This window comes from Archangium sp. Cb G35, assembly GCF_001896145.1.
Classification (GTDB): domain Bacteria; phylum Myxococcota; class Myxococcia; order Myxococcales; family Myxococcaceae; genus Archangium; species Archangium violaceum.
Genome location: NZ_MPOI01000022.1, coordinates 25,813 through 47,047 on the forward strand (window position 1 = coordinate 25,813; position 21,235 = coordinate 47,047).

The following is a 21,235-nucleotide window of genomic DNA, read 5'->3' on the forward strand; positions in this document are numbered from 1 at the left end:
TCTCCCCTCGGGAGAGGGACGGGGTGAGGGTGCCCGTCCCCCGGGTTCGCCACCGCGTCAATCCCCTCTCCCTCTGGGAGAGGGTCAGGGTGAGGGTCATCGAGCCATGTGGAAGACGGGAGTGCTCACGGTCCTCGCGCTGATCGGCTTCGCTGCCAATTCCCTGCTGTGCCGAGCCGCCCTCGAGAACGGAGCGTGGAGGATCGACGCGGCGAGCTTCACGAGCATCCGCCTGGCATCAGGAGCCATCGTCCTATGGCTCCTATTAAGGATGCGCGGCAACAAGAACGCAGCACGAAAAGGCTCCTGGGGTTCAGGGCTGGCACTGTTCGCCTACGCGGCGGGCTTCTCGCTGGCGTACGTGCGAATCCCGGCGGGAGTGGGCGCGCTCATCCTCTTCGGCTGCGTGCAGGCGACGATGCTGGGGATAGGACTCTTCCGGGGCGAGCGCCCACGGGCACTCGAGTGGCTGGGGCTGGCGATGGCACTCGGAGGGCTCATCGTGCTGCGGCTGCCGGGAGCCACGGCACCGGACGCGCTCGGAGCCACACTGATGGCGGGAGCGGGGGTGGCGTGGGGCATCTACTCCCTGCGAGGACGAGGCAACGCGGACCCGCTGGCGGCGACGGCGGACAACTTCCTGCGCGGTGTGCCCATGACGCTCGCGCTGTCCCTGCTGGCGCCCCTGGCCCTCGGAGCACCGCGAGCGACGGTGGAAGGCGTAGGGCTCGCGGTGGCGTCGGGGGCGCTGGCGTCGGGGGTGGGCTACAGCCTGTGGTACGCGGCGCTGCCGCACCTGACGGCGATGAGGGCGGCGGTGGTGCAGCTCGCGGTGCCGGTGGTGGCGGCGGTGGGCGGAGTGCTGCTGCTCGGCGAGACGCTGACGGCGCGGCTGGTGGGAGCGGGCTCGGCGCTGCTGTGCGGCGTGTTCCTGGCCCTGCTCGCGCGACAGCAGAAGGCCCCGGCGCCCTCGCGGTAAGCCATCTACCGGGACTCAGCCATGTCGCCCGGGGCGCCGCCGTGCCGCCTGCCGCACGCCGGGCAGGGGTCGGGGCGGGGACTCCAGGTGTGCGGCGCGGGGGGTCCTCGCGGCGGGGGTGCCCAGCTCACTCCCATCCTCGGGGAGGGGGCGCTCCTCCTCGCGCCGCTGCGCTGGCGCGCTGAGCAGGCGGGAGCCCGGCTGCCAGTCAAAGAGCAGGATGGAGATCAGCACCATCAGCACCACCGTGCGCCGGAACGAGGGGGACTCCTGGAGGAGCAGCTGCGGGTTCATCTGCATCTCGAACAGTCGAACCTCGCATTTTCATGCAGCAACAAGAATTCCAGGAACTGGAGTCCACAGAGACTCACAAGTCCATGACATCAAGCGCTTTGGTCGCCAGTAGTGCACGAAGGAGCTCCTCAAGCTCCCCAAGGCGCATCTTCATTTCCACCGCTTTGAACTCGACTCCTTGGTCATCCGTTACCAGAACCCATCCTTCCTGGCTCGCCTGTGCAGCAATGAGCCAGTCGATGGTCGCGCTGCATCGCTTACCGACCTTTCTCAGTTCCTCCGAGTCATGCAGCCCAAGAGTCCTGACGTAACGTAGCCTCTTCGCCTCGCGCCATGCCGATGCATCAGGGAACATTCCAGCAATCAATTCGGCGGCACGCTCGGCATGGTGCTTCTCGAAAGCCACGACCTGAAGCCCCTTATCCCGAAGACCCTGGTCCACCACGGACGCATCGTAGGGCGAGCCCATTTGGAGCAGCCTCTGCCGGATGTCGAGCAGCATTTCCATGTGCACCACAGCGGGCACGCACAGACGGAGGTTGAGCGCATTCGGCCCTGCATTCAGCCTATTCACCGAATTACACAGGTCGAGTAACCGCTTCCTTGCCAAGTACATCGCATTCGTATCGAGCGCCAGCGTGGCGTTACCAGCGCGGACCCGCTCCTCAGGCCTGTTCATCGCCCTTGTCGTCCTGGTGCACATCGAGCATCGCAGCGAACCGCTCATCCGACATCATTTCGACGTGACCGTCCCTCTTAAGGAACATTACGCCTCCACCATTTAGCAACCCCAGTTCTCGACGGATGTTCTCTGGCACCCGCACAACTCCTTCCGTTGAGAGATAGCACCGGGCCGCATCGACGCCAGGAGGTACGACATCCTCCGGAAAACCAACAGCGGCGCGGGCCAGTTCGACATTACGCGCCTCAATCATAGGCCCTGTTGGAGTGGGCTCCATCAAATAGAAATGTGGACCAGACTCGAATGCTGGCGAATGGCTCGTAAGGAAGAGTTGACTTGGTCCACCAAGCGCCCCCACTAGTTTTTGACTAAAAACGTCGCGCAGACGCTCCTGAAGCGTATAGCGAAGGTTCAGTTCGGGCTCTTCTATAGCAACCAGTGTGGCGTTGGTTATGAGCAGATGGCCAATCAATGAAACGATCTGCTGGACACCAGAGCCCAAGAGTCGCAAAGGAATTCGCGCAAATGAGGTCTGATAGAAGAGGCTCGCCTTCTGCGCCTTTCGATCATACGTGGCAACAAACACACCATCGCCAAGTATATCCTTGAACGACGACATAGCCTCACGGAAGCGTTCCCAACGCCTAGCCTGCTCAAGATCCGCAGATTCCTTCGCATCATAAAGCGCGAGCGCGAGATCTGATGTCGAAAGACGCTCGATACCAATCATCGCAAAGCGATCAACTGTCCGGGTCCGAAACAAAGGATCCTGCGATAGGAAGCTGACGAATTGGCGTACGAAATTCCTTCTTTCACCATCTACAGCCATCGACGCAGCATCGCTTCCGTCGGAAAAAGCAAAACGCCGCACTTGATACCAAACGGTGTCTTCAGCCCTGTAAAGCTCCATACTCACGCCTACTTGACCATCCGGCAATAAAGATGGCTCAAGCCCAGCACGAACAAGTTCCTGTTCTTCTATCTCGATCTGCGCGGCCATACGGATAGGCGCAGGCTTCTCAAGATTAAATATCTCAGCTGGCTCATGACCGTATTCACGGAGAACATCACCCACTTCTACCGCGCCCGTTGCTTCAACGGGAAGCCAATCGCCAAGTCGAAGTCGCACGAGAGCAAAAAAGAGCTGTATCGACTGCAGCAAATTCGACTTTCCGACGTTGTTAGGACCGTGAATGACATTGATGGCTCCCATGCCCTCAAGCCTCACGGGGTGCGTGAGGTTCTTGAATCCACTGACCTCAAATGAGCGGAGTCTCATATTCGTCGCGATCAAACGGGCACTCACGTGCCAGAAGCCATCGGGTTCTCACTAAAGATGCTTGAATACTACCCCCACCTCACCCCTCGACCAGTGGGATAAGGGGACATTACTGTTCCTGAACGACTATCTTGCGTCTCGCAGGAACGTGGCCAGCTTCTCGTAGGCCACGGCCAGCGCGGGAATCGGGGCGCACTCGTTGGCCTGGTGCGCCTGCGCCGTCTCTCCCGGCCCGAAGTTCACCGCGTCCACGCCGAACTCGGAGAAGCGCGCCACGTCCGTCCACGCCTGCTTCGACGCCGCCGGCAGTCCCGTCAGCTTCAGGAGCTGCTGGAACAGCGGGTTGTCCGCGCACACCCGGCCGCTCGGCGCCAGGTCCGTGAACTCCACCTCCGCCGCGTCCCCCACCAGCTCCCGCACGTCCTGCTGCGCCCGCTCCACCGTCTTCCCCGGCGCGAAGCGGTAGTTCAGGTTCAGCTCGAACGCCTCCGGAATCACGTTGCGCGCCCGCCCTCCCGAGGCCTTCGTGATGTTCATCACCTCGTAGAAGGCGAACTCGCCGTACATCACCTCGCGCCTCGGCAGCTCCAGCAGCCGCGCCAGCAGCGGCCCCGCCTTGTGGATGGCGTTCTCCCCCTGCCACGGCCTCGCCGAGTGCGCGCTGCGCCCCTTGAACCGCAGCGTCACGTGCAGGCTCCCCACGCACCCCACCTGCACCACCCCGTCCGTCGGCTCCATCGCGATGCCGAACTTCACCCGCTTCAGCTCCGGACGCGTCTCGAACAGCGGCCCCAGTCCGCTCTCCAGGTACGGGCCCTCCTCCCGCTCGTAGAGCACCACCACCATGTTCACCGGCAGCTCGGCGCGCGGCAGGTCCTCCGCCAGCGCCATCATCACCGCCAGCCCGCCCTTCATGTCCGAGGAGCCCAGGCCGAAAACACGCTCGCCCTCGATTCGCGGCTCGCGGTCGTTCGGATGCGCGGGCACCGTGTCCAGGTGCCCCACGAGCGCCACCGTGGGCCTCGGGTCCTGGAGGCTCCCCAGCACCAGCGAGTGCCCCAGCCGGAACACCTCGCGCTGCGGGAAGTGCGCATGGGCCCAGCGCTCCACGTGGTCGGCGAGGGCTCGCTCCTCGCCAATGGGACTCGGGATGCGGCACAGGGCCAGGGTGGATTGCGCGAGGCGCGTGGCGAGATCGCTCATGGCATGGCTTTCGGAGCGGGAACCAGGCAGTAGAGGGTGGTGACTTCGCGGGAGCGCGCCGCGTGGAGCGGGTCGGACTTGTCCTTCGCCTTCGAGTGGCGCGCCGGGGCCGAGCGCTTCCACTTCACGGCGAGCCCGCACCGCGCGAGCTCCTGCTCGAGCCAGTCCGCGGCGCGCAGCTCGAGCAGCACCGCGAGGTCGGAGAGCAGCAGCAGTCCCTCGCCCCCGGGGTTGAGGTGTGCGGCCAGTCCTTCGAGGAAGCCGCGCAGGAAGCGGTTCTCCTCGTCGAACACGGCGCGGTCCACGCGGTTCTTCGGCGGCTCGGGGAGCCACGGCGGATTGCTCACGATGAGGTCCGCCTTGCCGGGAGGGAAGAGGTCTCCCTCCATCACCTCGAAGCGCTTGGACAGACCCAGCCGCTCGGCGTTCTCCCGGGCGCAGGCCACCGCGCGCGAGTCGATATCGGTCGCGGTCGCGGAAGCCGCGCCGCGCTGGAGCAGCAGGAACGAGAGCACGCCGGTGCCCGTGCCCACGTCGAACACCTTCTTGCCGCGCACCTCCGTGACGGAGTTGAGCAGCTCGACGTAGTCGGTGCGCGTGGGCAGGTAGACGCCGTAGTGGGGATGGAGCTTGCCCTGGAGCCCGGGCACGTCCAGGCCCTTGCGCCGCCACTCCGCGGCCCCGAGCATGCCGAGCAGCGTCTTGAGGGAGACCACGGTCCTGTCCGCGTCGGGCTCGCCCCACACCTGGCGGCAGGCCTCGGCGACGTCGGGCGCGCGCTTCAGCTCCAGCCCGTAGGCGCGGTCCAGCGCCACGACGATGCGCGAGAGCGTCTCGTGCTCCAACTGACGCGCGCGGCGCTCGGCGCGGAAGGACTCCACGGGCGAGCGCGCCGCACGCGGCGGGGGAAGACGGCGGCCCATGGCGCCGAGCAACTGCTTCGCGTTGTGGAAGTCCCCGGTGTACAGAAGGTGCTCGCCCCGCCGGACCCGCTTCAGGGCGGTATCCGCGGTGAGCCGGTCATCCACGGGGGAGAGCCGCGACGGTGCGGGCTCTCCGCTCTCCGAGCGCCAGGTGAAGGAGTCCATGCGCGCGGCCTACACCGGCACGGCGAAGTCGCGCAGCGCCGCGTTGAGACTCGTCTTCTTGTCGGTGCTCTCCTTGCGCTGCCCGATGATGAGCGCGCACGGCACCATGTAGCGGCCGGCGGGGAACTGCTTCTCCTTCATGCCCGGAATCACCACGCTGCGCGCGGGCACGCGGCCCTTGTAGACCTTCTCCTCGGGGCCGGTGACGTCGATGATGGGCGTGGAGGCCGTCAGCACCACGTTGGCGCCGAGCACCGCCTCCTCCTCCACCACCACGCCCTCCACCACGATGCAGCGGCTGCCGATGAAGGCCCTGTCCTCGATGATGACCGGCGAGGCGGTGGGCGGCTCGAGCACCCCGCCGAGTCCCACGCCACCGGACAGGTGCACGTCGCGGCCCACCTGGGCGCAGCTGCCCACCGTGGCCCACGTGTCCACCATCGTCCCCGAGCCCACCCGCGCCCCGATGTTCACGTAGCCGGGCATCACCACCGCGCCGCGCTCCACGAAGGCCCCGTAGCGCACCACGCCCGGCGGCACCACCCGCACGCCCGCCGCCTCCAGCCCCTTCTTCAACGGAATCTTGTCGAAGAACTCGAAGGGCTCCACCTCCATCACCTTCATCTCGGAGAGGGCGAAGAACAGGAGGATGGCCTCCTTCACCCAGGCATTCACCTTCCAGCCCTCGGGTCCCTTCTCCGCGACCCGCAGCTCACCCGCGTCCAGCAGCGCCAGCGTCTCGCGCACCGCCGCGGCATGGCCGGCTTCCTTCAGCTTCGCCCGGTCCGCGAACGCCGCGGACACCTTCTGCGACAGATTCTCGATGGAGGACATGGCCGCCCCTTCAAGCACGAAACGCCACGCGGTGCATCATCCTCATGCGCCCACGTGCCGCGCCGCCTCCAGCTTCGTGTACGGAGGCTCCGCCAGGGGATAGGTGGCCGTGACGAGCTCCATGCGCTTCCGGCCCGCCTCGGGCTCCAGGACCTCGCGCTCCCGTCCCGCCACGTGCACGCCCCGGCCCGACACCCGCTCCACCCGCGCCAGGGGCACCGCCCACAGCTTGCGCGAGAAGCGCTTGCGCACGAACAACACCGTCTCCCCGACGCAGTCCACCCGCCCCAGCACCTTCCCGTTCAGGTCCAGGACCTTCATCCAGTGCTGGATGGACTTGCGCTGGAAAGGGGACTCCAACCACTCCGCGGCCATGGCCTCACCTCCACGCGATGAAGGTGAGGCCCGGTTCACCCTCCGGGGAGCATGGCGCCGGGAGCCAGGCCCCCGGCCGCCTGCCCGGGGCTCACGAGCCCGCTGGGGGCCCGCCCACCACCTTGGAGACCGCCTCGACGATCTGCTGCTCGGTGGGGAATTCGAAGGACTCCTTCTTCACCACGGGGGTGCCATCCACTTCCACGATGAAGCTGCCGGAGGGGCCTACCTTCAACTCGGCGTCCAGGTTCAGCTCCTTCTTCAATGCGGCCGCCGCACGGGCGGCCCGAGGCCTGTAGCCTCAAGCGCTGCAATACGTGATGGTGATGCGGGACGCCATGATGGGCCTCCAGTTCAGGGGGTATCTCCATTGAGATAATGGCTCCCGAGGGGCGTGCAAGCAGCCTCCATGGTCCCTGTCCGCTCCCCTGCATAATGCCGCCCATGGCTCCCCACCGCCCGAACCTCGCCGCCGCCTACGATTCCGAGCACTTCCGCCGCCTCGGGCACCAACTGGTGGACCAGCTCGCCGACCACCTCGCCCGCACCACCCGCCGCGAGGGCCCCGTGCTCCCCTGGGCGCCACCCGCCACCCACATCGAGCGCTTCCCCGCGGACTTCCCCGAGGAGCCTGGCGGAGACGCATCCGCCCTCCTCGCCCGCGTCATCGAGGACTCGCACCACCTGCACCACCCACACTACGTGGGCCACCAGGTGTCCGTGCCCCTGCCCCTCGCCGCCCTGTGTGACCTCACCTCCTCGCTGCTCAACAACGGCATGGCCGTCTACGAGATGGGGCCCGTCTCCACCGCCATGGAGCACAACGTGCTGCGCTGGATGGCCGGGGTGCTCGGCCTGCCCGAGAGCTCCGGCGGCGTGCTCACCTCGGGCGGCTCCGCTGGCAACCTCACCGCCCTGCTCGCCGCGCGCCAGGCCAGGGCCGGCTTCGATGCGTGGAATGGAGGCCCCACCGCCGGGCCGCCCCTCACCGTGCTCGTCCCCGAGTCCACCCACTACTGCGTCACCCGCTCCGTGCGGATGATGGGCTGGGGCTCCGAGGGCGTCACCCCCATCCCCGTGGACGCGCATTACCGGCTGCGCCCCGAGGCCCTGGAGGAGACGCTCGCCGCGGCGAAGCGCGCCGGCCGCCGTCCCATCGCCGTCGTGGCCAGCGCCGGCTCCACCGCCACGGGCGCCTTTGATCCACTCGAGGCCGTGGCCGACTTCTGCGCGAAGCACGGCCTGTGGTTCCACGTGGATGGGGCCCACGGTGCCTCGGCCGCGCTCAGCCCCCGCTACCGCCACCAGGTGAAGGGGATTGAGCGCGCCGACTCGGTGGTGTGGGACGCGCACAAGATGCTGATGATGCCGGCGCTCATCACCGCCGTGCTCTTCCGCGAGGGCCACCGCTCCTTCGAGGCCTTCGCCCAGGAGGCCTCCTACCTCTTCACCGGCCAGGACACGCGGCGCTGGAGCGACGTGGCGCTGCGCACCCTCGAGTGCACCAAGGAGATGATGGCCCTCAAGCTGTACACCTGCCTCCACACCCTGGGCACGAAGCTCTTCGCGGACGCCGTCACCGACACCTTCGACCTGTCCCGCCGCTTCGCCCAGCGCCTCCAGGCCTCCGGCGACTTCGAGCTCGCCGTCCCCCCGGACTGCAACATCGTCTGCTTCCGCCACACGCCGAAGGGGCTCCCCGATCCGGAGCTCGACGCGCTCCAGGTGCGCCTGCGCGAGTCGCTCATCACCCGCGGCGATTTCTACCTGGTGCAGACGACGCTCCGCGGACGCGTGTGGCTGCGCACCACCCTCATCAATCCGCTCACCACCGACGCGGACCTGGACGCCCTCCTCGAAGCCCTGCGCCGGGCCGTTTGAGCCCGAGGTCACGAAACCGTGAATAACAGGCAAACTGGATTTTTGCGCTGGACCTGACTTCGCAGAAAATAGTAGGAGCCTCGACGAAGTTCCTTCCCCACGGGCCCCCCCGGCCCGATTCGCGAGGTCCCCCCATGAAGTCCAGCTCCTCTCTCAAGTTCCTCCTCGGCGGTCTGATGCTGCTGGCCGCTCCGTCCGCGCTGGCGGACAGCGCCGCGAACATCGCCCTCTTCGACTCGAAGATCGCGGCCGCGCGCACCAGCACCAGCCCCAGTGGCGCAACGGTCACCCGTGCGGAGATGGCGGGTGCGCTCGATGCCTTCGACCGGGACTACTGGGTGGACACCACGGAGCGCGCGCACCTGTCCACCAAGGTGGGCAATGCCACCTTCCTCACCGGAGTGGCGGCGGATGCGAAGAAGTACCTCAACGACTTCTACGAGCTGAACGACGCGGAGACCTACGCGGCGCCGCTGGGGATGAACGCGGTGTCGGGCACGCCGGCCCAGCTCTACGGCGCGAGCGGAGCGCTCGCCAGCGCCTCGCGCATCAAGGAGGGCTACATCCCCTACGGCCAGGGCGTGGCCAACCAGGTGACGCTGACGGATACGTACGGGTGGACCTTTGGCAGCTCCTACGACTACCCGTACTTCTTCGAGCCCATCACCCCGGCCGAGCTCACCGCCAGACTGCAGGCGCGCACGGCCTACGGCACGCCGAGCGCGGCCGAGGTGAACGGAGCGGTGGCGTACATCACCCAGATTTCGCAGAACAGCCAGCGGCTCTACGTGTCGAGCTGGCGCAGCATGGGCCGGGGCGGCCCGGGCGAGTCGGCCGGCTTCGTGGTGGCCGCCGTCAGCACGGACCGGCGCTTCGTGCGCATGGTGGAAGTGCTCACCTGGGCGGAGTAACGCCCCCCGGGTGACCCGAGGGCCTGCCTGGAGCGCCTCCACCTGGGCTCCCAGGCCCCCGTACCGAAGAGTCGCGCGGGGCGCGGAAATCGGATAGAGCCCGCTTCGCCATGCTCGTCTCGGTCGTCATCCCTGTCTACAACGAGATTTCCACCCTCGCTGAGATCCTCCGCCGCGTCACCGCGGTGGACTTCCCCAAGGAGCTCGTCATCGTGGACGACTGCTCCCGCGACGGCAGCCGCGAGCTGCTCCAGCGTCTGGCCAGCGAGGGCCTGTCCGTCATCGGCGGCACCCCGAAGAACCGCAACGACGTGCGCGTCCTCCTCCAGGAGAAGAACCAGGGCAAGGGCGCCGCCCTGCGCCGCGGCTTCGCCGAGTCCGCCGGGGACATCGTCATCGTCCAGGACGCCGACCTCGAGTACGACCCGCGCGAGATTCCCCGCGTCCTCCAGCCCATCCTCGATGGTGACGCGGACGTCGTCTTCGGCAGCCGCTTCACCGGCACGCCCCGGCGCGTCCTCTACTTCTGGCACTCGGTGATGAACCAGTTCCTCACCATGCTCTCCAACATGACGAGCAACCTGAACCTCACCGACATGGAGACCTGCTACAAGGCCTTCCGGGCCGAGGTCATCCGCTCGGTGAACATCGAGGAGGACCGCTTCGGCATCGAGCCGGAAATCACCGCCAAGGTGGCCCGCGGCGGCTGGCGCGTCTTCGAGGTGCCCATCAGCTACCACGGGCGCACCTACGAGGAGGGCAAGAAGATTGGCTGGAAGGATGGCGTCCGCGCCCTCTACGCCATCGGCAAGTACGCCCTCAAGCGCTGACGTCCCCGCCCCCCGCCGTCCCCGGGTGTCCGGCGGCCAACACCGTGCACCCTCCCCGGGGATGGCCCGGCCCTTCCTCGGCCGCTCCCCCGCCCTCCTGCCGCCAGGTGCCCTTTGGGAGGCCGGTTCCTAGCTTCGGGGGGTGCTGCCGCGATTCCTCCTCTACGGTTGTGCGGGCTGGGTGATGGAGGTCTGCTTCACCGGCATGGGCGCGGCCCTGGTGGAACGGGACGCACACGGGACGGCGAAGACGTACCTGTGGATGCACCCCATCTACGGAGCCACCGCGTTGGGGATGGAGTTCCTCCATGACCGGCTGCGCTTCCTTCCCCGGCCGGTGCGCGCGCTCGCCTACACCGCCGTCATCTTCGGCGCCGAGTTCACCACGGGCTGGCTGTTGCGCAAGGCGCTCGGCCGCTGCCCCTGGGACTACGAGGACAAGGGCTGGAGCGTGAAGGGGCTCATCCGCCTGGACTACGCGCCCTTCTGGTACGTGGCCGGCCTGCTTTTCGAGCCCGTGCGCGAGGCCTTCCTGCGTGTCACCAGCGAGGCCCTGCGCCAGACGCCCGAATACCGCCACGCCGTGGAAAATGGCACCGTGGCCGAGCCCCAGCACCTGGGCCCCGTCTCCACCGAGCAGGAGGCCGGGGAAGCGGCGGACACCTTCCTCCTCGCGGAGGAGAGCGAGCTTCAGCCCGCCCATTGAAAGGAGGCAGGGAAGCGGGCCACCTGTAGGGAAAACCCCTCATCCCCGGACCCGCTCTCAGAGGGAAGACGGGGTGACGGAGGGGGAAGGACAGGGGGCCCCGTGGGCCGGACGCTCTCCGGCCGGGCCCTCCACTTGACAGTTGGCTTTTCTTCCGGCTGCGGGCCCTGCGTAGTAGGTTGCCGCGCACTCACTGTCGGTGTTGGAAATGACGCCGCACCTTTGAAAGTTTCCGCCCCCGTATGTTCGACTGGCTCCACACTCTCTTTTCGCGTGACCTCGCCATCGACCTGGGCACGGCCAACACGCTCATCTACATCCGCGGCCAGGGCATCGTGTCCAACGAGCCCTCCGTGGTGGCCGTCCAGCAGGACGCGCGCGGCGGCAAGAAGGTGCTCGCCGTGGGCAAGGAGGCCAAGGAGATGCTCGGCCGCACGCCGGGCAACATCGTGGCCATCCGCCCGATGAAGGACGGCGTCATCGCCGACTTCGAAATCACCGCGGCGATGCTCCGCTACTTCATCCAGACGGCGCACAATCGCAAGTCGCTCGTCAGCCCGCGCATCGTCATCGGAATCCCCTCGGGCATCACCGAGGTGGAGCGCCGCGCGGTGCGCGAGGCCGCCGCCAACGCCGGTGCCCGCGAGGTGTACCTCATCGAGCAGCCGATGGCCGCGGCCATCGGCGCGGGACTGCCCGTCACGGAGCCCAGCGGCAACATGATCGTCGACATCGGCGGTGGCACGTCCGACGTGGCGGTCATCAGCCTGGCCGGCATCGTGTTCGCCAAGAGCGTGCGCATCGGCGGCGACAAGCTGGACGAGGCGATCATCCAGTACGTGAAGCGCAAGTACAACCTGCTCATTGGCGAGCGCACGGCCGAGCTCATCAAGATGGGCATCGGCACGGCGTACCCCACCGAGGAGGTCATGACCATGGAGATCAAGGGTCGCGACCTGGTGGCCGGCGTGCCGCGCACGTTGACGGTGAGCAGCGACGAGGTGCGCGACGCGCTGAGCGAGCCGGTGAACGGCATCGTGGAGGCGGTGAAGCTGACGCTGGAGCGCACGCCGCCGGAGCTGGCCGGTGACATCGCCGACCGCGGCATCGTGCTGGCCGGTGGTGGAGCGCTGTTGAAGAACCTGGACACGCTGCTGCGCGAGGAGACGGGTCTGCCGGTGTTCCTCGCGGAGGATCCGCTGTCCGCGGTGGTGATGGGCGCGGGCAAGGCGCTGGAGTCGCTCGACATCCTGCGCCAGGTCTGCCAGCCGGGCTGAGCAATCGCCGCTCGCCCCCGGTCCCCACTCTCCCCAATACCCCTCTCCCCCCGGGAGAGGGACGGGGTGAGGGTGCCGGAGGTCCCGGGTTGGCTCTCTAGACGCTGGCCAACACCGGGGCACACGGAGAGCCGTGTTTCCGACACTTCGGAAGACGGACTGACCAGTGCCGCGAGGAAGTCCGCTTTCCGTGAATGCTTTTGCGTGACGCTGGAATGAACGTAGGGCCCCCATTCGCCAGGGAAGCCCATGCGTCCTGCGAGCCTTTGTTCTGAAGCCGCCAGAGTGGTGACGGGCCTCATGGCCGTGCTCTTCCTCCTCCCGTGGGGTGCACGCGCCCAGGTGTCCCCGGAGGTTCGGACCTATCTCACCTCCGTCAGCAGTCTCTACGAGAGCCTCGAGTACGAGCGGGCGTTGGAGCAGATCTCCAGCGCCCGGCGCCTGACACGCGGAGCGGAGGATGACGTGGCGCTCTCGCTGTACGAGGGCCTCATCCTCGCCGACATGAGCCAGAGCGACGCGGCCAGCGCGGCCTTCAAGGCGGCCCTGTTCCTGAACCCGGAGGCGAAGCTGCCGGTGCGGGTGTCACCCAAGGTGGCGCGGCAGTTCAAGGGCCTGCGCAAACAGGTGAATCAGGCGCTGGCCGCGGGCCGCACGGAAAACCAGCCGGAGCCCCAGCGGCCCGAAACACCGCCGCCCCCGCTCGAGGTGAAGCCGCTGCCGGCAACCCTCGCGCAGGCGACGCCTCCGCCCGCCGAGCAGGCCCAGCACGCCCCCACGGTGAACACCTCCGGACCCCGGGGCCTCCGCTCCCACGCCCTCATCCCGGCGGTGGCGGGCGGCGTACTGCTCGCGGTGGGCGGAGTGTCGTACGGGCTCGCCCGGAACGAGCAGTCGCGGCTGCGCAACGGAGACCCGGGCATCACCTCCCAGGAGGAAGCACGGCGAAGCATGTCGCGAGGGAAGACATTCCAGAACGTGGGGGCGGGGCTCATCGGCGCGGGCGTGGTGGGGTTGGGGCTCGCGGCGGGCTTCTACGTGTTCGGAGCGCCCGAGGCGCCCATGGCGCTGAGGGTGGGCACGGACGGGACGTCGGCCTTCGTGTCCGGGAGGTGGCCGTGAAGGCGTGGATGGCGAGATTCGCGGTGTCCGCGGCCGTGCTGCTCGGCGGAGCTTCCGGCTGCATCGACTTCGAGCAGGAGGGCGCCTTCTTCTGCAAGCAGTACCCGGAGCGCTGCGACCCGGGCCCGAGCGACGAGCAGAACCCGCCCACGGGCAGCGACGGACCCACGGGCGAAGGCGAAGCGGGAGCTCCGGAGATCATCGAGGCCCATCAATCCGCCACGTTGGTCCTGAGCCGGGGCACCATCCGCCTGCGCATTTCCACGAGGAACGCGGACAATGGCCCGCTCGAGTTCGCCTGGAGCGCCCCCACCGGAACACTGGGAGCACCGGTCAACGGCGCGACCACGAGCGAAGTCATCTGGACGGCTCCCCCCTGCATGCCGCAGGGAGGCATGCCCGAGGTGACGGTGGCCGTCACCAATGCCCTCCGCCGCTCCGCTTCGAAGAAGTTCATCGTCGTGACCACGCCGTGCGTAACCCTCTCCGCGGGAAACGCCCATTCGATGAACCTGCGCTCGACCGGCATTCCCTGGGCCTGGGGGAACAATGAGTTCGGGCAACTGGGGGATGGAACGAACACCTACAGCGCCACGCCCGTGCAGGTGAGCGGCTTGAGCGGCGTGCTGACCTTCTCGGCGGGAAACAACGCACAGCATGTCCTGGCGTTGGGCACCGACGGCTCCGTGTGGAGCTGGGGCGCCAACTGGTACGGACAGCTGGGGGATGGAACAGCCACCCACCGCTCCGCGCCCATGCAGGTGAGTGACTCGAGCGATGTGGTGGCCATGTCGGCGGGCGGTAACTTCTCGCTGGCGGTGCTCAGTGACGGCACCGTGCGTGCCTGGGGATACAACGCCGACGGAGAGTTGGGGGATGGGACGACCACCCACCGTTCCACTCCCGTGCCGGTGAGTGCCTTGAGCGAGGTGGTGATGGCCTCGGCCGGAGATCAGCATGCACTGGCGATGAGAAGCGATGGCACCGTCTGGGCCTGGGGGTACAACACCTCGGGGCAGGTGGGGAATGGAACGATCACCAACCGCCTCGCCCCGGTAAAGGTGAACGAATTGAGTGGCGTGGTGGCGGTCTCAGCCGGTGGCCAGCACTCGCTGGCGCTGAGCAGCGACGGCACCGTCTGGGCCTGGGGGTACAACGAAAACGGAGCGTTGGGCGATGGGAGCACCACCCAACGCCCCACGCCCGTCCGGGTGAGCGGGTTGAGGGATGTGGTGGCCATCTCGGCGGGCTATCTCCACTCGCTGGCGCTGCACAAGAACGGCACCGTCTCGGCCTGGGGCAGCAATACGTTCAATCAACTGGGGGATGGGAGCACCACGCCCCACAGTCCCACGCCCGTGCAGGTGCGGGGGTTGAGCAACGTGGTGGCCATCTCGGCCGGAAGAAACCACTCACTGGCAGTGCGTGAGGACGGCACCCTGTGGGCCTGGGGAAGCAATGCGGCAGGGCGATTGGGGGATGGAACGACCATCCAGCGTGCCACTCCCGTCCAGGTGAGCCCCTGAAGCGGCGTGGGGCCATTCCCACTGGCCAACGCCAGGCTCCAGGCACGTGGCATCCGTGATATTCCGCCGACCTCCATGAACATATCGGCCCCCTTGCACCCGGGGACTCCATACGTCCTGAGAGGAAAGCCCATGCGTTCCGCGAGCCCCTGGTCCGCCCGAGTGGTGGGCCTCCTGGCCACCATTCTCTTCTTGCCGTGGGAGGCATACGCCCAGTGCTCCACGGACGTGGGGACCTACCTCTCCTCCATCAGCCGCCTCTACGAAGGCCTCGACTACGAGCGGGCGCTGGAACAGATCGCCAGCGCCAAACGCCTGACACGCGGCATCGAGGACGACGTCGTCCTCACTCTCTACGAGGGGATCGTCCTCGCCGACATGGGCAAGAGCGATAAGGCCACCGCCGCATTCAAAGCGGCCCTCTACCTGAAGCCCGATGCGAAGCTGCCCGTGCAGGTGGCTCCCAAAGTGGTGGAGCTGTTCGAGAAGGTGCGCGAGCAGGTGAACCCGAAGCCTGCGCCGCCCCTCGCGAAGAAGGAACCCGAACCGGTACGGCCTGCTCCGAGCGAGCCAGTCGCTCCGCGCCCACCGGAGATCGTGGGGGCCCACAAGCAGAAACCTTTCGACATGAACCAGGGAGCGATGTCCCTGCGCATCTCGGCGCAGGATGCACAGGACAGCGCGCTTCGCTTTTCCTGGGAAGCCAACACCGGAACGCTGGAGACACCTGCAAGTAGCGCGACCACGAGCGAGGTCAGATGGAAGGTTCGCGGCTGTGTGCCCGAAGGGCTCACGCCAACTGTAAAGGCGACGGTGACCAACTCCCAGGGTCTTTCCGTCTCGACGAACTTCACCGTTTACGCCACCCCGTGCATCATCCAAGAGGCGGGTGACCAGCACTCCCTGAGAGTGCAACCAGACGGTACGGTGTGGGCCTGGGGGAACAACACTTACGGGCAATTGGGGGATGGGACAACCGCCCACGGCGCCGCAAGGGTGCAGGTAAGAAACTTGCGCGGCGTGACCACGGTCTCGGCGGGTGGTAGCCACTCGCTGGCCGTGACAAACGACGGCACGGTGTGGGCCTGGGGAAACAACGGGTTCAAGCAATTGGGGATTGGGTCGACCACAAACCACTCCATGCCCGTGCGTGTACGCAACTTGAGTAACGTAGTCGCTGTCTCGGCGGGTGGTGGCCATTCGCTAGCGGTGACAGATGACGGCACGGTGTGGGCCTGGGGAAGCAACAGGTCCGGGCAACTGGGGGATGGGACGACCATCCATCGCTCCATGCCCGTGCAGGTGAATGGGTTGAGTGGCGTCGTCGCGGTCTCGGCCGGCGTGCACCACTCGCTCGCGATTAGCAATGACGGCACGGTATGGGCCTGGGGAAACAACGATTCCGGCCAACTGGGAGATGGGACGACCACGAATCGCTCCACGCCCGTGCAGGTGAGTGGGTTGAGCGGCGTGGTCACCATCTCAGCTGGCCACCTCCACTCACTGGCGAGGCTCCATGACGGCACTGTATGGGCCTGGGGGAAAAACGGGACCGGGCAATTGGGGGATGGGACCACCGACACCCGCCTCTCCCCCGTTCAGGTAAGTGGTTTGAGCGAAGTCGCCACTATCTCTGCCGGCGGCGGCCACTCATTGGCGGTGCGAAATGACGGTACGGTGTGGGCATGGGGGAGCAACAGCCAAGGACAACTGGGCGATGGAACCACCATCAATCGCTCCTCGCCCGTGCACTTGACCGTATTGAACAAGGTGTCCACGCTGGCGGCCGGCATGCACCACTCCGTGGCGTTGCAAAAGGATGGCATGGCCTGGGCCTGGGGGAGCAACAAGTCCGGGCAACGGGGAGACGGGACGAACATCGACCTCTTCACTCCAGTTCCCGTCATTCGTTGAGTGGTGACGCTCACTCACGCTCTCAACGCATCGAGAATCGACAGCCGTGAGGCGCGCAGGGCGGGCAGCAGTCCGCCCAGTGTCCCCATCAGCGTCCCGAAGACGAGCGCCGCCACCACGATTCCCGGTGTCGGCGTGAAGCCGAAGCGAATCTCGGCGAACGTCTGGAAATTGAGCGTCCGGATCTCCATCCACCGCGTGGCCAGCGCCCCCAGCGCGCCCAGCACCCCTCCCGCCGCTCCCAGCACCGCGGACTCGATGAGGATGCTCGCCAGCACACTCCGGCGCCGGTAGCCCACCGCCCGCAACATCCCCAGCTCACCAATGCGCGCCGCCACCTGCGCGTACATGGTGATCATCGCCCCCAGCACCGCGCCCACGCTGAAGATGAAGGACACGAACAGGCCCAGCACCCGGATGAACGTGGCCAGCCACGTGGCCTGCTCCGCCCAATACTCGGGCTCCGATTTCGCCTCGAGCGTGAAGCGCGGATCCTCCTCCACTCCCTTGATGAACGCATCGCGCGCCTGCTCCGAGCCCGTGCGCACCACCACCGCGCTCAGCCCCGGCCGGTCGAACGCCGGCCCCAACCGGTTCACGTCCACCCACAGCTCGGACTCGTAGGCCCCACCCTCGGCGGTGAACACCCCCACCACCGGCCAGCGCTCCTCGGCGAACGCCAACTCCCCACCCAGGTTCGCCCCAGGAGAGCGCCCCACCAGCGCTTCGCCCAGGGCCACCTCGTTGGTGCCCATCCGCGGCTCCCGGCCGGCGATGAGCCGCACCGTGGGCCGGATGGCGAAGCTCTCCGGGCCAATGCCCCGCGCGTTGATGTTCGACTCCTTGCCATCCCCTCGCGGCAGCAGCACCGGCACCACCAGCTCGCCCGCCACCAGCGGCTCTCCCTCCACCGACGAGGCCACCTGCGGGGCGCTCCCCAGGGCGCGCAGCACGTCCCGCTCCACGTTGCTCATCAGCTCGCTGGTGGAGCCCTCGGCCAGGAGGATGACGTTGCGCGGGTCTCCCCCCGAGGCGAGCGCGGACTCGATTCCGTTGGCCAGCATCAGCACCGCCGAGAAGACGAAGACGACGAGCCCCAGGCCCAGCACGGTGAGCCCCGTGGACAGCCGCCGCGCCCAGAGGCTGCGCGTGTTGTAGTAGAGGGGAATCATCGCTCAGGCCACCTTCCTCAGCCCCTCGGCCACGGGGATGCGCACCGCGCGCCACGCGGGGATGATTCCGGCCAGCAGCGACACCCCCACCGCCGCCAGCACCCCGAGCACCAGCGTGCTCTCCCGCATGAAGTCAGTGGGAAGTCCGCCCATCTGCGAGCCCACCACCGCGACGAAGCCCCGCACGAGCGGCGGCGCGATGAGCACCCCCAATCCCCCCGAGGCCAGTCCAATGGCCAGGGACTCGAAGAGCACGAGCATCACCACCCGCCCGCTCTTGAAGCCCATGGCCCGCAGCGTGGACAGGTCCCTCGTGCGCTCGCGCACGCTCATGGCCAGCGTGTTGCCGATGACGAGCAGGATGATGAGCAGGATGACGGTGGCCACCACCTGCACCGCGGTGATGATGGCCGACAGCATGGAGATGAAACCCAGCGTGGCCGCGCGCTCGCTCTCCGTGCGTGTCGGGTAGGGGCTGTTGGCGAACATGGCGTCCACCGCCGAGGACACCGCCGCCGAGCGCGACGGGTCCTCCACTCGAATCATGAAGGCCCCCACCCGGTCCTTGCGCTCGTCCGGCAGCTTCTCGTTGAGGCAGCGGAAGGGAAAGAAGAGCGAGTTCTTGTCCAGCGACCCCGTGCGCACGTCGTAGATGCCGCGCACGTTGAAGGTCCACTCGCCCGGGTAGATGGTGCCTTTCAGTGTCACCCGGTCTCCCGGCTTCCACCCGTAGCGCTTCGCCAGGTCCATCCCGATGAGCGCGCCACACGGATCCGCCTGGAAGGCTGTCACCTGCTGCGGGGCCACGACGAGCTCGTCGAAGACGCGCATGAAGGAGGGCGGGTCCACGAAGGCCGAGCCGAAGAAGTCGCGCTGGGACTCGCCGTACCGCCCGCCGAAGAAGCCATAGAAGGTGATGTCGTCCACCCCCGGCACGGTGGAGATGCGCGGCAGGTACGACAGCGGCAGGTCCGCCGTGATGGAGGCCTTGGCGCGCGTGAAGAGCCGGTCCGCCTGCGCCGACTCCGCGCTCGAATAGAAGAGGTCCACCACCGTGCGCAGGAAGATGAAGGACATCACCCCCACCGCCCCGGCCAGCACCGTGAGCGCCAGCCGCAGCGGGTTGCGCAACAGGTCCTTCCACACGAGCCGCCCGAACGTCATTGCAGCAGCCCCTTCTCCAGGTGCCGCACCAGATCCGCGCGCTCGGCCGCATGCGGGTCGTGCGTCACCATGACGAGCGTCTTGTGCAGCTCGTGGTGCAGCACCGTGAAGAGATCCAACACCTGCTCGGCCGACTTGCGGTCCAGGTCTCCCGTGGGCTCGTCCGCGATGAGCAGGTCTGGATCCGTGACGATGGCCCGGGCGATCGCCACCCGTTGCTGCTCGCCTCCCGACATCTGCGGCGGCCGGTGCCCCATGCGGTGCCCCAGTCCCACCACCTCCAGCGCGGCCGCCACGTGCTCACGGCGCTCGGCACGCGAGAGCGGGGTGAGCAGCAGCGGCAGCTCCACGTTCTCCGCCGCCGTGAGCACCGGCAGCAGGTTGTACATCTGGAAGACGAAGCCCACGTGTCCCGCGCGCCAGTCCGACAGCTCCTTGTCGTTCATGCGCGCCAGGTCCTTGCCGCCCACCTCCACCACCCCCGTGGTGGGCCGGTCCAACCCCGACAGCAGGTTGAGCAGCGTGGACTTCCCCGAGCCCGACGGGCCCATGAAGGCCTCGAAGGTCCCGGCCTCGATGTCCAGGTTCACCTCCTCCAGCACCGGCACGATGATGTCGCCCCGCCGGTAGGACTTGGAGACGCCCCGGAGCCGGATGAAGGGAGTGCTCATCCGCCCTCCGTCCGCACCTTCACCTTGCGCCCCGGACGCAGCGAGCCATCCGGCGACACCACCACCTGGGTCCCCGGCTCCGGTCCCTGGGCCAACGCCACCTCGTCCCCCACCTTCTCCGCCACCTGTACCGGCTGCCGCTTCACCTTCCCGTCCTGCACCACCCACACCACGGACTCCCCACCGTTCCGCACCACCGCCGACGCCGGCACCCGCAGCGCCGCGTCCTGTTTCGTGAGCGCCTCCTCCGGCACCGCCTCCTTCAGGAAGGCCACCCGCGCCCCCATGTCCGGCAGCACGCCCGGGGGAATCTCCTCGAACGCCACGTTCACGTCCGCCGTCGCCTTGGAGCGGTCGATGGCGGGGCGCACCGAGCGCACCTTCGCGACGAACGCCTGGTCCGGGTACGCATCGAGGAAGACGAGCGCCGGCTGCCCCAGCTCGATGCGCGGCAACTGCTCCTCGCTGACCTCGGCCTCCACCTCGAGCGCCCCCAGGTCCACCAGCTCGACGATGCCGCCGATGTTCTCCTGCTCGAGCGCGGCGGGCGCGAGCACCGCTCCCTCATCCGCCAGCTTGCGCACCACCGTTCCCGCGAAGGGCGCCCGCACCACCGTATGGGACAGTTGCAGGTCCGTGGCCCGCGCCGCCTCCCTCGCGGCCTCCAACTGGGCCACCGCCGCCAGTTCCTCCGCGGACGAGGCCCTCGCCAGCGCCTGCGCCTCCTCCAGGCTCGCCCGGGTGATGACCTGGGCCCTGGCCAGCTGCTCCGCCCGTGTCAGGTCATTGCGCGCCCGCATTGCCGTGGCCCTCGCGGCGGCGAGCCTCTGACTGGCGGCCTGCAGCTCCGCCCTGCTCCGGGCCGCCATCACCCGCGCATCCCGGTCATCCAGGCGGGCGAGCACCTGCCCCTTCTCCACCGCGTCGCCCTCGTCCACCGCCACCTCCACCAACCGCCCCGCCACCTGGGGCGCGATGACGGAGCGGCGCCGCGAGGACACATAGCCGGCCGCGGACAGCTCGGTCTGCTGCTCGCCGGGGCGTGCCTCGCGGACCTCGGCCACCCGCACGCTGGGCGCCCGGCCCACCACCGCCATCCCCACCACGAGGGCGAGCACGACGGCCAGCCCCACCCATAGCGGCCATCGGCGCAGGAGCTTCCGCCGCGGGTGGGCCGCGCGGTCGATCTTGAGTACAGCCAATTTCTGGGCCTGGGCCTCCGCCATGCGCGTCTCTCCCGTGCGTCATGAGCCCTCGGGAGAGAAGGTAGGGGGCTGGCCCGGACGTGACCCCGCTCCGCGCCGCTCCGCTGGCCGCCCGTCCCCTC

The 21,235-nt window shown here is 67.8% G+C and carries 20 protein-coding genes and 1 pseudogene; 9 read left to right on the forward strand and 12 right to left on the reverse strand.

All coding sequences use genetic code 11. The features are described 5' to 3' along the window. The first annotated feature begins 106 nt into the window (after positions 1-106). The gene (locus BO221_RS47870) at positions 107-979 is read left to right on the forward strand and encodes a DMT family transporter (protein WP_073567647.1); all 873 of its coding nucleotides are present in this window, start codon (positions 107-109) and stop codon (positions 977-979) included. Positions 980-994: 15 nt separating this feature from the next. Here BO221_RS47870 and BO221_RS47875 read toward each other — a convergent pair whose 3' ends face one another. The 8 genes and pseudogenes from BO221_RS47875 to BO221_RS55725 all read right to left on the reverse strand — a co-directional run. Then, positions 995-1,273 carry a hypothetical protein gene (locus BO221_RS47875; protein WP_143196119.1) on the reverse strand — a complete coding sequence of 93 codons (279 nt, stop codon included), beginning with the start codon at positions 1,271-1,273 and terminating at the stop codon, positions 995-997. 73 nt (positions 1,274-1,346) lie between these two features. Then, on the reverse strand, positions 1,347-1,952 hold the full coding sequence (locus BO221_RS47880; RefSeq protein WP_073567649.1) for a type II toxin-antitoxin system VapC family toxin: 606 nt from the start codon (positions 1,950-1,952) through the stop codon (positions 1,347-1,349). Further along, complete coding sequence (locus tag BO221_RS53215; RefSeq protein WP_158080048.1) at positions 1,939-3,168, reverse strand: ATP-binding protein; 1,230 nt, start codon at positions 3,166-3,168, stop codon at positions 1,939-1,941. Before BO221_RS53215 ends, BO221_RS47880 begins: the two co-directional genes overlap by 14 nt. Positions 3,169-3,360: 192 nt before the next feature. After that, complete coding sequence (gene dapE / locus BO221_RS47890; RefSeq protein ID WP_073567651.1) at positions 3,361-4,437, reverse strand: succinyl-diaminopimelate desuccinylase; 1,077 nt, start codon at positions 4,435-4,437, stop codon at positions 3,361-3,363. Continuing rightward, positions 4,434-5,525 (reverse strand): class I SAM-dependent methyltransferase, encoded by a 1,092-nt coding sequence (locus tag BO221_RS47895; RefSeq protein ID WP_073567652.1) that lies wholly within the window; start codon positions 5,523-5,525, stop codon positions 4,434-4,436. The genes dapE and BO221_RS47895 overlap by 4 nt, the downstream gene beginning before the upstream one ends. A gap of 9 nt (positions 5,526-5,534) precedes the next feature. Continuing rightward, on the reverse strand, positions 5,535-6,359 hold the full coding sequence (locus BO221_RS47900; RefSeq protein WP_073567653.1) for a 2,3,4,5-tetrahydropyridine-2,6-dicarboxylate N-succinyltransferase: 825 nt from the start codon (positions 6,357-6,359) through the stop codon (positions 5,535-5,537). Between the two features lie 42 nt (positions 6,360-6,401). Next, complete coding sequence (locus tag BO221_RS55215) at positions 6,402-6,734, reverse strand: hypothetical protein (RefSeq protein WP_073567654.1); 333 nt, start codon at positions 6,732-6,734, stop codon at positions 6,402-6,404. Positions 6,735-6,825: 91 nt separating this feature from the next. Then, positions 6,826-7,023, reverse strand: a pseudogene (locus BO221_RS55725) (selenocysteine-containing); the annotation flags it as partial. Between the two features lie 155 nt (positions 7,024-7,178). Between BO221_RS55725 and BO221_RS47910 the strand changes: the two are divergent. From BO221_RS47910 to BO221_RS47945, 8 genes are all read left to right on the forward strand, one after another. Beyond that, positions 7,179-8,615, forward strand: coding sequence for an aminotransferase class V-fold PLP-dependent enzyme (locus BO221_RS47910; protein WP_073567655.1), 1,437 nt, complete (start codon positions 7,179-7,181; stop codon positions 8,613-8,615). A 134-nt stretch (positions 8,616-8,749) separates the two neighbouring features. Next, the gene (locus BO221_RS47915; RefSeq protein ID WP_073567656.1) at positions 8,750-9,526 is read left to right on the forward strand and encodes a hypothetical protein; all 777 of its coding nucleotides are present in this window, start codon (positions 8,750-8,752) and stop codon (positions 9,524-9,526) included. Between the two features lie 110 nt (positions 9,527-9,636). After that, positions 9,637-10,356 carry a glycosyltransferase family 2 protein gene (locus BO221_RS47920; protein ID WP_073567657.1) on the forward strand — a complete coding sequence of 240 codons (720 nt, stop codon included), beginning with the start codon at positions 9,637-9,639 and terminating at the stop codon, positions 10,354-10,356. 142 nt (positions 10,357-10,498) lie between these two features. Continuing rightward, on the forward strand, positions 10,499-11,062 hold the full coding sequence (locus tag BO221_RS47925) for a hypothetical protein (RefSeq protein ID WP_073567658.1): 564 nt from the start codon (positions 10,499-10,501) through the stop codon (positions 11,060-11,062). Between the two features lie 242 nt (positions 11,063-11,304). Then, on the forward strand, positions 11,305-12,339 hold the full coding sequence (locus BO221_RS47930; protein WP_043412497.1) for a rod shape-determining protein: 1,035 nt from the start codon (positions 11,305-11,307) through the stop codon (positions 12,337-12,339). A gap of 300 nt (positions 12,340-12,639) precedes the next feature. Next, complete coding sequence (locus tag BO221_RS47935) at positions 12,640-13,461, forward strand: hypothetical protein (protein ID WP_143196120.1); 822 nt, start codon at positions 12,640-12,642, stop codon at positions 13,459-13,461. 8 nt (positions 13,462-13,469) lie between these two features. After that, positions 13,470-14,987: an RCC1 domain-containing protein gene (locus BO221_RS47940; protein WP_083682631.1), complete on the forward strand. Its 1,518-nt coding sequence runs from the start codon at positions 13,470-13,472 to the stop codon at positions 14,985-14,987. A 132-nt stretch (positions 14,988-15,119) separates the two neighbouring features. Next, positions 15,120-16,901 carry a hypothetical protein gene (locus BO221_RS47945; protein WP_073567661.1) on the forward strand — a complete coding sequence of 594 codons (1,782 nt, stop codon included), beginning with the start codon at positions 15,120-15,122 and terminating at the stop codon, positions 16,899-16,901. Positions 16,902-16,915: 14 nt separating this feature from the next. On the opposite strand, the gene BO221_RS47950 is transcribed toward BO221_RS47945, so the two are convergent. From BO221_RS47950 to BO221_RS47965, 4 genes are read right to left on the reverse strand one after another with little or no spacing between them, the layout of a single operon-like run. Beyond that, on the reverse strand, positions 16,916-18,073 hold the full coding sequence (locus BO221_RS47950; RefSeq protein WP_073567662.1) for an ABC transporter permease: 1,158 nt from the start codon (positions 18,071-18,073) through the stop codon (positions 16,916-16,918). A gap of 3 nt (positions 18,074-18,076) precedes the next feature. Further along, entirely contained in the window at positions 18,077-19,237 is a 1,161-nt protein-coding gene (locus tag BO221_RS47955) for an ABC transporter permease (RefSeq protein WP_073567663.1), read from the reverse strand. Beyond that, on the reverse strand, positions 19,234-19,908 hold the full coding sequence (locus tag BO221_RS47960; protein ID WP_073567664.1) for an ABC transporter ATP-binding protein: 675 nt from the start codon (positions 19,906-19,908) through the stop codon (positions 19,234-19,236). Before BO221_RS47960 ends, BO221_RS47955 begins: the two co-directional genes overlap by 4 nt. Beyond that, positions 19,905-21,134, reverse strand: coding sequence for an efflux RND transporter periplasmic adaptor subunit (locus tag BO221_RS47965; protein ID WP_073567665.1), 1,230 nt, complete (start codon positions 21,132-21,134; stop codon positions 19,905-19,907). The genes BO221_RS47960 and BO221_RS47965 overlap by 4 nt, the downstream gene beginning before the upstream one ends. Positions 21,135-21,235 lie beyond the last annotated feature (101 nt).

What these genes read in the sequence shown, in the direction of transcription:
- BO221_RS47870 (WP_073567647.1), top strand. Translation starts at nt 107, where the DNA reads ATGTGGAAGACGGGAGTGCTCACGGTCCTCGCGCTGATCGGCTTCGCT.
- BO221_RS47875 (WP_143196119.1), bottom strand. Translation starts at nt 1,273, where the DNA reads ATGAACCCGCAGCTGCTCCTCCAGGAGTCCCCCTCGTTCCGGCGCACG.
- BO221_RS47880 (WP_073567649.1), bottom strand. Translation starts at nt 1,952, where the DNA reads ATGAACAGGCCTGAGGAGCGGGTCCGCGCTGGTAACGCCACGCTGGCG.
- BO221_RS53215 (WP_158080048.1), bottom strand. Translation starts at nt 3,168, where the DNA reads ATGGGAGCCATCAATGTCATTCACGGTCCTAACAACGTCGGAAAGTCG.
- dapE (WP_073567651.1), bottom strand. Translation starts at nt 4,437, where the DNA reads ATGAGCGATCTCGCCACGCGCCTCGCGCAATCCACCCTGGCCCTGTGC.
- BO221_RS47895 (WP_073567652.1), bottom strand. Translation starts at nt 5,525, where the DNA reads ATGGACTCCTTCACCTGGCGCTCGGAGAGCGGAGAGCCCGCACCGTCG.
- BO221_RS47900 (WP_073567653.1), bottom strand. Translation starts at nt 6,359, where the DNA reads ATGTCCTCCATCGAGAATCTGTCGCAGAAGGTGTCCGCGGCGTTCGCG.
- BO221_RS55215 (WP_073567654.1), bottom strand. Translation starts at nt 6,734, where the DNA reads ATGGCCGCGGAGTGGTTGGAGTCCCCTTTCCAGCGCAAGTCCATCCAG.
- BO221_RS47910 (WP_073567655.1), top strand. Translation starts at nt 7,179, where the DNA reads ATGGCTCCCCACCGCCCGAACCTCGCCGCCGCCTACGATTCCGAGCAC.
- BO221_RS47915 (WP_073567656.1), top strand. Translation starts at nt 8,750, where the DNA reads ATGAAGTCCAGCTCCTCTCTCAAGTTCCTCCTCGGCGGTCTGATGCTG.
- BO221_RS47920 (WP_073567657.1), top strand. Translation starts at nt 9,637, where the DNA reads ATGCTCGTCTCGGTCGTCATCCCTGTCTACAACGAGATTTCCACCCTC.
- BO221_RS47930 (WP_043412497.1), top strand. Translation starts at nt 11,305, where the DNA reads ATGTTCGACTGGCTCCACACTCTCTTTTCGCGTGACCTCGCCATCGAC.
- BO221_RS47935 (WP_143196120.1), top strand. Translation starts at nt 12,640, where the DNA reads ATGGCCGTGCTCTTCCTCCTCCCGTGGGGTGCACGCGCCCAGGTGTCC.
- BO221_RS47940 (WP_083682631.1), top strand. Translation starts at nt 13,470, where the DNA reads ATGGCGAGATTCGCGGTGTCCGCGGCCGTGCTGCTCGGCGGAGCTTCC.
- BO221_RS47945 (WP_073567661.1), top strand. Translation starts at nt 15,120, where the DNA reads ATGCGTTCCGCGAGCCCCTGGTCCGCCCGAGTGGTGGGCCTCCTGGCC.
- BO221_RS47950 (WP_073567662.1), bottom strand. Translation starts at nt 18,073, where the DNA reads ATGATTCCCCTCTACTACAACACGCGCAGCCTCTGGGCGCGGCGGCTG.
- BO221_RS47955 (WP_073567663.1), bottom strand. Translation starts at nt 19,237, where the DNA reads ATGACGTTCGGGCGGCTCGTGTGGAAGGACCTGTTGCGCAACCCGCTG.
- BO221_RS47960 (WP_073567664.1), bottom strand. Translation starts at nt 19,908, where the DNA reads ATGAGCACTCCCTTCATCCGGCTCCGGGGCGTCTCCAAGTCCTACCGG.
- BO221_RS47965 (WP_073567665.1), bottom strand. Translation starts at nt 21,134, where the DNA reads ATGGCGGAGGCCCAGGCCCAGAAATTGGCTGTACTCAAGATCGACCGC.